The organism is Kitasatospora sp. NPDC101108 (genome assembly GCF_055584725.1).
The window spans coordinates 143,526-152,148 of sequence record NZ_JBVJLM010000016.1 but is presented as its reverse complement, the minus strand read 5'-3'; the positions used below and the strand labels follow the sequence as shown (position 1 = coordinate 152,148).

Annotated in this window: 9 protein-coding genes; 6 read left to right on the top strand and 3 right to left on the bottom strand. The window is 75.0% G+C overall.

Annotation, left to right across the window (positions count from 1 at the left end):
- Window positions 1-174 precede the first annotated feature (174 nt).
- The 3 genes from ACZ6Z8_RS28955 (at window position 175) to ACZ6Z8_RS28945 (ending at window position 1,623) form a co-directional block, all read left to right on the top strand.
- Window positions 175-582, top strand: coding sequence for a helix-turn-helix domain-containing protein (locus tag ACZ6Z8_RS28955; RefSeq protein ID WP_465612961.1), 408 nt, complete (start codon window positions 175-177; stop codon window positions 580-582).
- A 2-nt stretch (window positions 583-584) separates the two neighbouring features.
- Window positions 585-1,151: a hypothetical protein gene (locus ACZ6Z8_RS28950; RefSeq protein WP_465612960.1), complete on the top strand. Its 567-nt coding sequence runs from the start codon at window positions 585-587 to the stop codon at window positions 1,149-1,151.
- Between the two features lie 121 nt (window positions 1,152-1,272).
- Window positions 1,273-1,623 (top strand): DUF2516 family protein, encoded by a 351-nt coding sequence (locus ACZ6Z8_RS28945; protein ID WP_046387329.1) that lies wholly within the window; start codon window positions 1,273-1,275, stop codon window positions 1,621-1,623.
- A 74-nt stretch (window positions 1,624-1,697) separates the two neighbouring features.
- On the opposite strand, the gene ACZ6Z8_RS28940 is transcribed toward ACZ6Z8_RS28945, so the two are convergent.
- Complete coding sequence (locus ACZ6Z8_RS28940; protein WP_465612959.1) at window positions 1,698-3,209, bottom strand: PP2C family protein-serine/threonine phosphatase; 1,512 nt, start codon at window positions 3,207-3,209, stop codon at window positions 1,698-1,700.
- Window positions 3,210-3,448: 239 nt separating this feature from the next.
- Here ACZ6Z8_RS28940 and ACZ6Z8_RS28935 point away from each other — a divergent pair, with 239 nt between their 5' ends.
- A complete protein-coding gene (locus ACZ6Z8_RS28935) occupies window positions 3,449-4,009 on the top strand; it encodes an O-acetyl-ADP-ribose deacetylase (RefSeq protein WP_465612969.1) in 561 nt (186 codons plus the stop codon).
- Between the two features lie 215 nt (window positions 4,010-4,224).
- On the opposite strand, the gene ACZ6Z8_RS28930 is transcribed toward ACZ6Z8_RS28935, so the two are convergent.
- On the bottom strand, window positions 4,225-5,058 hold the full coding sequence (locus ACZ6Z8_RS28930) for a methyltransferase domain-containing protein (RefSeq protein WP_465612958.1): 834 nt from the start codon (window positions 5,056-5,058) through the stop codon (window positions 4,225-4,227).
- A 227-nt stretch (window positions 5,059-5,285) separates the two neighbouring features.
- Here ACZ6Z8_RS28930 and mshA point away from each other — a divergent pair, with 227 nt between their 5' ends.
- Window positions 5,286-6,653: a D-inositol-3-phosphate glycosyltransferase gene (gene mshA, locus ACZ6Z8_RS28925; RefSeq protein ID WP_465612957.1), complete on the top strand. Its 1,368-nt coding sequence runs from the start codon at window positions 5,286-5,288 to the stop codon at window positions 6,651-6,653.
- Between the two features lie 63 nt (window positions 6,654-6,716).
- Window positions 6,717-7,271 (top strand): type III secretion system chaperone family protein, encoded by a 555-nt coding sequence (locus tag ACZ6Z8_RS28920; protein ID WP_465612956.1) that lies wholly within the window; start codon window positions 6,717-6,719, stop codon window positions 7,269-7,271.
- Between the two features lie 15 nt (window positions 7,272-7,286).
- Here the strand turns inward: ACZ6Z8_RS28920 and ACZ6Z8_RS28915 are convergent, their stop codons facing one another.
- Window positions 7,287-8,588, bottom strand: coding sequence for an MDR family MFS transporter (locus ACZ6Z8_RS28915; protein WP_465612955.1), 1,302 nt, complete (start codon window positions 8,586-8,588; stop codon window positions 7,287-7,289).
- Window positions 8,589-8,623: the final 35 nt, after the last annotated feature.

Genomic DNA, 8,623 nt, shown 5'->3' with positions numbered 1-8,623 from the left:
GCCCCCCCCGCCCCCCCCCCCCCCCCCCCCCCCCCCCCCGCCCCCCCCCCCCCCCCCCCCCCCCCCGGCGTCACCCACCCTCCCGAAAGCCCCACCCCCCACAGCACCCCCCACTGCTTGCCCCCGGCTAACACCCTGCTTGCAACAGCAAGCACCCTGCGGCAAGCTACCCCCATGGCCTCCCTCAACGTCGCCTCGCTCGGCGAGTACATCCGCGAGCAGCGCCGCAACGCCCAGTACTCACTGCGCCAGCTGGCGGAGGCCGCCGGCGTGTCCAACCCCTACCTCAGCCAGATCGAGCGAGGGTTGCGCAAGCCGAGCGCGGAGATCCTGCAGCAGATCGCCAAGGCGCTGCGGATCTCGGCGGAGACGCTGTACGTCCAGGCCGGGATCCTGGAGGAGCGGCGGGGTGAGGGCCTGGAGCTGCGGGCCTCGATCCTGGCCGATCCGCTGATCAACGAGCAGCAGAAGCAGGCGCTGCTCGCGGTCTACGACGCCTTCCTCAAGGAGAACGCCGCCTCGGCCGCCAGCCCGATGACCGACGGCGAGGCCACCCAGAACACCCCCCGGGAGGACCGGTAACCATGCCGATCACCGACGACATCAAGAAGACCCTCACCGACCCCACCCCGCTCTACGCCCTGGCCGGCGCCGGGGACCTCGCGTACGAGAAGCTGCGCGAGGTGCCGGGCCGGGTCGAGGCGCTGGCGGCGGACCGCCAGGGCGCGCAGGAGAAGGCGACCGCCAGGCTGCACGAGGCGCAGGAGCTGCTGGCCGGGGCGCCGGCCAAGGTCACCGAGGCCGTCAACGCCCTTCCCACGGACCTCAAGGTCCTGCAGGAGCGGGCCCAGGGCTTCGCCCTGCAGCAGGTGGCCCGCGCACTGGAGCTGGCCGTCCGGGCCAAGGAGACGTACGACGAGCTGGCCGAGCGAGGCAAGGTCGTGGTGGAGAAGGCCCGTCCCCAGCAAGCCCCGGCCACCGAGGCCGTGGCCCCCAGCGACGAGCCCGTCCGGGCCGGGCTGCTGGACGACGCCGTGCCGCTGGACGACGCTGTGCTGCTGGACGACGCCGAGCTGGTGGACGACGCCGAGGCCCCCGCGCCGAAGAAGTCCGCCAAGGCCCGGAAGGCCGACGCCAACGGCTCCGAGTGACTGGTCCCGCCGGACCGGGGCACATCCGGTGACGGCGGGACGTTCACACCGTGCGAGCGGCCGCCGTGCCAGGATGGGCGGCGGCCGGGGCGTAGCAAGCCGAGAGACGTAGGAGACCGCGATGACCGGAGTGTTCCAGATCCTGGCCTTTTCCTACCTGAACCCGTTCTGGTGGATGGCCGTCGCGATCCTGGGCTACAAGTTCTTCGCGCTGGTCGACGCGGCCACCCGCCGGGAGGACGCCTACCGGGCGGCGGACAAGAAGACCAAGGGCTTCTGGCTGGCCGTCCTCGGGATCAGCTTCGGCTGGGACCTGCTGTTCGGGGCGAACTTCCTCGGCAGCATCGGCACCCTGGCCGGCCTGGTCGCCTCGATCGTCTACGTGGTGGACGTCCGCCCCGCGATCCGGGCCCTGACCGGCGGCAGCGGCCGGGGCGGCCGGAGCAACACCGGCCCGTACGGCCCCTGGTAGGCACCCGGACGGACGAAGGCCGCGGCCCGGGCGGGAGTTGACCCGCCCGGGCCGCGGCCTTTCCTGTTCCCGGCTCAGCCGAGGAGCAGTTGCACGGGGTTGCGCTCCAGCAGCAGCACCGCGACGTCGTCGGTCAGCGCACCGCCGTTCAGCTCCTCGACCTCGGCGATCGCGCTGTCGACCAGCCGTCCCCGGGTGAGCCCGGCGGACTGGTGGTCGGCGATCAGGTCGGCCAGCCCGTCCTGGCCGAGGCGGCGCGACCCGGCGCCGACCCGGCCCTCGATCAGCCCGTCGGTGTAGAGCAACAGCCTCCAGCCGGGCTGGAGTTCGACCTCGTGGGCGGGCCAGGCGGCCTGGCCGTCGTGGCATGGCAGCAGGCCGAGCGCGGGCCCCGCGAACTCGGAGGGCAGGGTGACCGGGGCGTGGTCGCGCCCGAGGAGCAGCGGGGCCGGGTGCCCGGCGAGGTAGAGCCGGGCGCGCTCGCCGGTGCCGAGCGAGTCGAGGCCGGTGGCGGCGCCGGGTTCGATGACGACCATGCAGAGCGTCGCGAAGATCTCGTCGCTGCGCCGTTCGTGCTCCAGCACGTGCTGGAGGGTGGTGAGCAGGGTTTCGCCGGTGAGGCCGGCGAAGACCAGGGTGCGCCACGCTATCCGGAGTGCGACGCCGAGCGCGGCCTCGTCCGGGCCGTGGCCGCAGACGTCGCCGATCACGACGTGGACGGTGCCGTCGTCGGTGCGCACGGCGTCGTAGAAGTCGCCGCCGAGCAGGGCGCGGCGGCGGCCGGGGCGGTAGCGGCGGGTGAAGGAGAGCCCGGCGCCGTCCAGCAGCGGGGTGGGCAGCAGGTGGCGCTGCAGTCGGGCGTTCTCCTGGCCGCGCAACTCGGCCTCGACCAGGCGGCGCTGGGACTCGTCGGCGCGCTTGCGTTCGACGGCGTAGCGCAGTGCGCGGGCCAGCAGCGGGCCGTCCGTCTCGTGCTTGAGCAGGAAGTCCTGGGCGCCCGCCGCGACGGCGGCGGCGCCGAGTTCGGCCCCGGCGGCGTCGGTGAGCACCACCACGGGGATGTGCGGGGCGCGGCGGAGCAGTTCGTGCAGGCCTTCCAGGCCGTCCGAGGGGTCGGAGGGGTGCGGCAGGTCGGCCGGGGAGGCCAGGTCGAGCAGCACGCAGCCGAACTCGTTGCCGCGGGAGCGCCCGCGCCGGGTGGCGGGGGAGGCCTGGGCGAGCAGTTGGGTGGCCTGTTCGAGGCCGCGGGCCCAGTGGATCTCGATCGAGGTGCCGCTGTCGGCGACCGCCGCCTTGATCAGCTGGGCGTCCGAGGCGTCGTCCTCGATGACCAGCAGCCGCAGCGGCGCGCTGCCGTCGGCGGGGCCGTCACCGGCTGCCGGAGGGCTTCCCGCCTCGGTGAGGTGCGCGGGGTGGCGGGTGCCGTGCGCGGTCCGGACCGGCTGCGAGCGGGGGTGGGGTATCGGAGCAGTGGCCGTGGCCGGGCCGGTCGTCGGGCGGTTGCGGGCATGGCCGACGGGGGCGCCGTCATGGGCGCCCGGCAGGTCCGCGGCACCAGGTGCCCGCCCGTCTCCCGTTGCGGGCATCGGTGGTTCCTCCCTTTCCCCGACTGCGTAACGGCCGGAGTCCGTCCGCAGTGCCCGCCTGGCACCGTGCGTCGGGGAACTTCTCGCGACCATAACGTGATCTCCGGGGATTTCTCTGGCCGACCGGCGCCGTTGTGGTTATTGCCACGCCGGTGGCGGTGCGGTGATCGGATTCGGACGACGGCTCGGATCCAGGCCCGGCGGCTGCCGGGTGGGTCCGGGGAAGGGGCTAGGAGATGGTGACGCGGATCACCCTCGTCGAGGGTGACATCACGGAACAGCGGGTGGACGCGGTGGTGAACGCCGCCAACTCGTCCCTGCTGGGCGGGGGCGGGGTGGACGGCGCGATTCACCGCAGGGGCGGGCCGGAGATCCTGGCGGAGTGCCGTCGGCTGCGGGCCTCGCACTGGGGCAAGGGGCTGCCCGTCGGGCGGGCGGTGGCGACCACGGCCGGGCGGCTGCCGGCCCGGTGGGTGGTGCACACCGTGGGGCCGGTCTACCTGGCGGAGGAGTACGAGGAGCGGGCTGGGCTGCTGGCCTCCTGCTATCGCGAGTCGCTGCGCGCGGCGGCCGAGTTGGGCGCGCGCACGGTGGCCTTCCCGGCCGTGTCGGCCGGGATCTTCGGCTGGCCGCCGGCGGACGCGGCCCGGATCGCGCTGGGCACCGTCGCCGGGGTGCTGGACGGCGGTGACGCGCGTGCGGGCGCGGAGCTGGCGGAGGTGCGGTTCGTGCTGTTCGGGGCGGAGATGTACCGGGAGTTCGAACGGGCCCGGGAGGAGCTGCTCGGGCCGGAGGGCTGACGACGGACTGCTGCGGGTGCCGCCGGTGCCGCGGGTCCTGCCCGCGGCAGGGCGGGCACCGAGCGGCGTGTGGTGTCGCCGCTCGGCGGCTTCCATCGTGGCGTGACGAGGCGTCAACACGCCAGAGATATTCGATAACTCGTTCGAGTGAATGCGTCGAGTCGCTCACCAGCGCCCGGGTGGACGGCCGCCCCGGCGCCCCGGAGACGGGCCCGCTACGGCGCCAGCGCCGTCCAGGGCAGCGTGACCTCGCCCTGCCGCCACCGCCCCCGCGCGTCCACCAGCGGCCAGCTGCCCGCCAGCGCCGTGCACGCCGCCACCCAGCGCTGCCGCGCCCCGAACGCCCCGTACGGCGCGGCCGCCGCCCAGGCCCGGTCGAAGTCGGTCAGGAAGGCGTGCACCGGCCGCCCCGGCACGTTGTGGTGGATCAGCGCCTTCGGCAGCCGTTCGGCCAGGTCGGAGGGCTGGCCGAGGCCGCCCAGCCGGGCCGCGAAGGTCACCGTCCGGGGCCCCTCGGGCCCGAGCGCGACCCAGACGTGCCGCCGCCCGATCTCGTCACAGGTGCCCTCGACCAGCAGCCCGTCCGGGGCGAGCCGGGAGCACAGCCGCTCCCACACCCCGGCCACCGCCGACTCGTCGTACTGCCGCAGCACGTTGGCCGCCCGGATCAGCTGGGCCGGCCCGCCGCCGTCCAGCGGCACCTCGAAGCCGCCGCGCCGGAAGGTGAGCAGCGGCGGCTGGGCGTACGGCAGGGCGGCCGCGACCCGCTCCGGCTCGATCTCGATCCCGACCACCCGGACGTCCGGCCGCACCGTGCGCAGCCGTCCGGCCAGCTCCACGGCCGTCCACGGCGCCGCGCCGTAGCCCAGGTCGACCGCGACCGGCGGCCGCTCGGCGGCGCGCAGCGCCCGGCCCAGAGTGTGGGCGATCCAGCGGTCCATCCGGCGCAGCCGGTTGGTGTTGGTGGTGCCCCGGGTGACCGTCCCCACCGGCCGTCCGGTCCGTCCGCGGGCGGGCGCGGCGGTCGCGGGGTCGAAGGAGGCAGCCATGCCCAGAAGGGTAGTCGGCGGCCGCGGACCCGGTCGGACCGCGCTCTGACCTGGCCGGATGCCGGACCGGCCGACCGATCGCCCGGACCGGGAATGCCGGGCCACCGCCGAGTGGTTGGCAGACTGGTGGTGATGTGTGCCCGGACGGGGCAGCGCACACCGGACATGCGGTGGCCCGTTCACGCGGACCCGCCGAGACGGGCCGCACACGAGGAGGCTTCAGCCAGGTGATCCAGCACCCCGTCCGTTCGGTACGCCGTGCCCAGTCCGCCGCCCCCGCGCGCGGCCGGCTCCAGGGGCTCGTCCCGGGCCGCCGCCGCCCGCGCCGGATAGCCATGCTCAGCGTGCACACCTCGCCGCTGCACCAGCCCGGCACCGGGGACGCGGGCGGGATGAACGTCTACATCGTCGAGCTGGCCAAGCGCCTGGCCGAGCTCAACATCGAGGTCGAGGTGTTCACCCGGGCGATCTGCTCGGACGACGCGCCGACGGTCGAGCTGGCGCCGGGCGTACTGGTCCGGCACGTCACCGCCGGGCCGTACGAGGGCCTGGTCAAGGAGGACCTGCCGGCCCAGCTGTGCGCCTTCACCCACGGGGTGCTGCGGACCGAGGCGGGCCACCGCCCCGGCCACTACGACCTGGTGCACTCGCACTACTGGCTCTCCGGGCAGGTCGGCTGGCTGGCCGCCCAGCGCTGGGGCGTGCCGCTGGTGCACACCATGCACACCATGGCGAAGGTCAAGAACGCCGCGCTGGCCGAGGGCGACACGCCCGAGCCCGCGGCCCGGGTGATCGGCGAGACCCAGGTGGTCGAGGCGGCCGACCGGCTGATCGCCAACACCACCGAGGAGGCCGCCGAGCTGGCGCTGCACTACGCCGCCCGGCCGGACCAGCTGGCCGTCGTCCACCCCGGCGTCAACCTGGACGTCTTCCGGCCCGGCGGCCCCGGGTCCTCGGCCGACGCCCGGGACCGCCTCGGCCTCCCGCAGGACGCCGCGGTGCTGCTGTTCGCCGGGCGGATCCAGCCGCTGAAGGCGCCGGACGTGCTGCTGCGGGCGGTTGCCGCGCTGCTGGAGCGCCGTCCGGAGCTGCGCGAGCGCCTGGTGGTGCCGGTGGTCGGCGGGCCGTCCGGCACCGGGCTGGCCCGGCCGGAGAGCCTGCACAAGCTCGCCGCCCAGCTGGGCATCGGCGACGTGGTGCGCTTCCACCCGCCGGTCGGCCAGACCCGGCTGGCCGACTGGTACCGCGCGGCGACAGCCCTGGTGATGCCCTCGTACAGCGAGTCCTTCGGCCTGGTGGCGCTGGAGGCCCAGGCCTGCGGCACCCCGGTGGTGGCGGCCTCGGTCGGCGGCCTGCCGGTCGCCGTGCGGGACGGCGAGTCCGGCACCCTGGTGCACGGCCACGACCCGCTGGACTGGTCGCACGCGCTGGAGCCGTACGTCACCGACCCGGCCCTGGTGGCCCGGCGCGGTGCGGCGGCGGCCCGGCACGCGGCCGCCTTCGGCTGGGACACGGCCGCGGCGACCACTGCCGAGGTGTACGCCGGCAGCCTGGCCCGTCCGGCCGGCCGACTGGCCGGGGCACTGCGCCGCTGATCCCCGCGGCCGGTGCGAGACGTCGGCTGCGCTCATCGGGTACCGCCGAGTAACGTCACCCCCATGGCAATCCGCACCAAGGACGAGGCCCTGACCCTCCTGCGCACCGCCCTGGACGACGCCGGGGTGGCCTGGGAGCCGGCCGCCGCCGACCCGTACACGCTGGTGGCGACCCTCCCGGGCACCCGCAAGCTGAACACCGCCTGCGCCCTGCGGGTCGGCGATCACACCCTGTCGGTGAACGCCTTCGTGATCCGCCGCCCGGACGAGAACCACGAGGCCGTCTACCGCTGGCTGCTGGAGCGCAACACCCGCCTCTACGGCGTCGCGTACGCGATCGACGCGCTCGGCGACGTCTACCTGGCCGGCCGTCTGCCGCTGGAGGCGCTCACCCCGGACGCCGTCGACCGGCTGCTCGGGACGGTCCTGGAGAACGCCGACGAGCCCTTCAACACCCTGCTGGAGCTGGGCTTCGCCTCGGCGATCCGGCGCGAGTGGGAGTGGCGCACCAAGCGCGGGGAGTCCACCCGCAACCTGGCCGCCTTCGCCCACCTGTCCGCGCCGGCCGCCGACGGACCCGCGCCGGCCGCCGACGGACCCGCGCCGGCCGCCGACTGATCCGGCCGGGCGCGCTCAGGCGCCCGACGGGGCCTTCTCGGCCTCCTGCGCAGGTGCTGCCACCTCGATCACCGCGGCCGGACGGCGCCCCGTCGCACCCGTGCGACGGGCCAGCACCACGTAGCCGAGCGCGGCGGCCGTCCCGATCACCCCGCAGACCGACCACAGCACCGCCGGCCCGGAGTACTGCAGCAGCAGCCCGCCGCCCGCCGGGCCGAGCAGCGAGGCGAGCGACCAGGACAGCGAGTAGACGCCCTGGTAGCGGCCTCGCCCGTGGGTCGGCGCCAGCTCGCTGACCAGGCCCATCATCACCGGGGTGTGGAGGATCTCGCCGACCGTCCAGACCGCCACCGACAGCGCGAACAGCCAGGCCGAGGACCCGGCCAGCGCGGCCAGCCCGAAGCCCCAGCCGGTGAGCAGGCAGCTGGCGACCAGCATCGCGGTCCGCGAGCGGCCCTCCAGCCACCGGGTCAGCGGGATCTGCAGCACGACGATCAGCAGGCCGTTCAGGCTGATGACCAGCCCGTACCCGGTGGACGTGACACCGGAGGCGCCCATGTCCACGGCCAGGGTGGTGCCGCCCTGCTGGAAGACCAGGGCGACCAGCAGGGTCAGCCCGACCAGCGCCATGAACGGGCCGTCCCGGAGCACGGTGACCAGGCTGGTTCCCTCCTCGGCCCCCTCCGCGTCCTGGCCGGGCGCGGCCTGCGGCCTGGTCTCCGGGATCCGGATGAAGATCACCACCGCGCAGACCAGGGTGGTGAGGGCGTCCAGCAGGAAGAGCGTGAGGTAGCCGTGGGTGGCGATCAGACCGGCCGCGGCGGCGGAGAGCCCGAAGCCGATGTTGATCGCCCAGTAGTTCAGCGAGTACGCCCGGACCCGGTCCTCGGCCGGGACGAGGTCGGCGATGATCGCCGAGGTGGGCGGCCGGGTGGCGTTGTTGCACAGGCCGACCAGGAAGGCCACCACGGCGATCGCCAGCCGGCCGTCCACGAAACCGAGCACGACGGTGGACGCCGCGGTGCCGAGCTGGGCGGCGACCAGCGTTGGGCGGCGCCCGATCCGGTCGGTCAGCACCCCGGCGCCGACCGCGGCGACCGCCGACCCGGCGCCGAACAGCGAGGCCACCAGGCCCGCGTAGGACGCCGAGTACCCCCGCTCGGCGGTCAGGTAGAGGGCCAGGAACGTGACGACGAAGGACCCGAGCCGGTTCACCAGGGTGCTCACCCAGAGCCACCAGAACTGCCGGGGCAACCCGCCCACCGTCTCGCGCACCAGCCTTCGGATCCGGGGGTTGGCGGCCAGGGCGACGAGCATGTGGGGGCTCCCGAGGGCAGGCGTCCGCTGAGCGG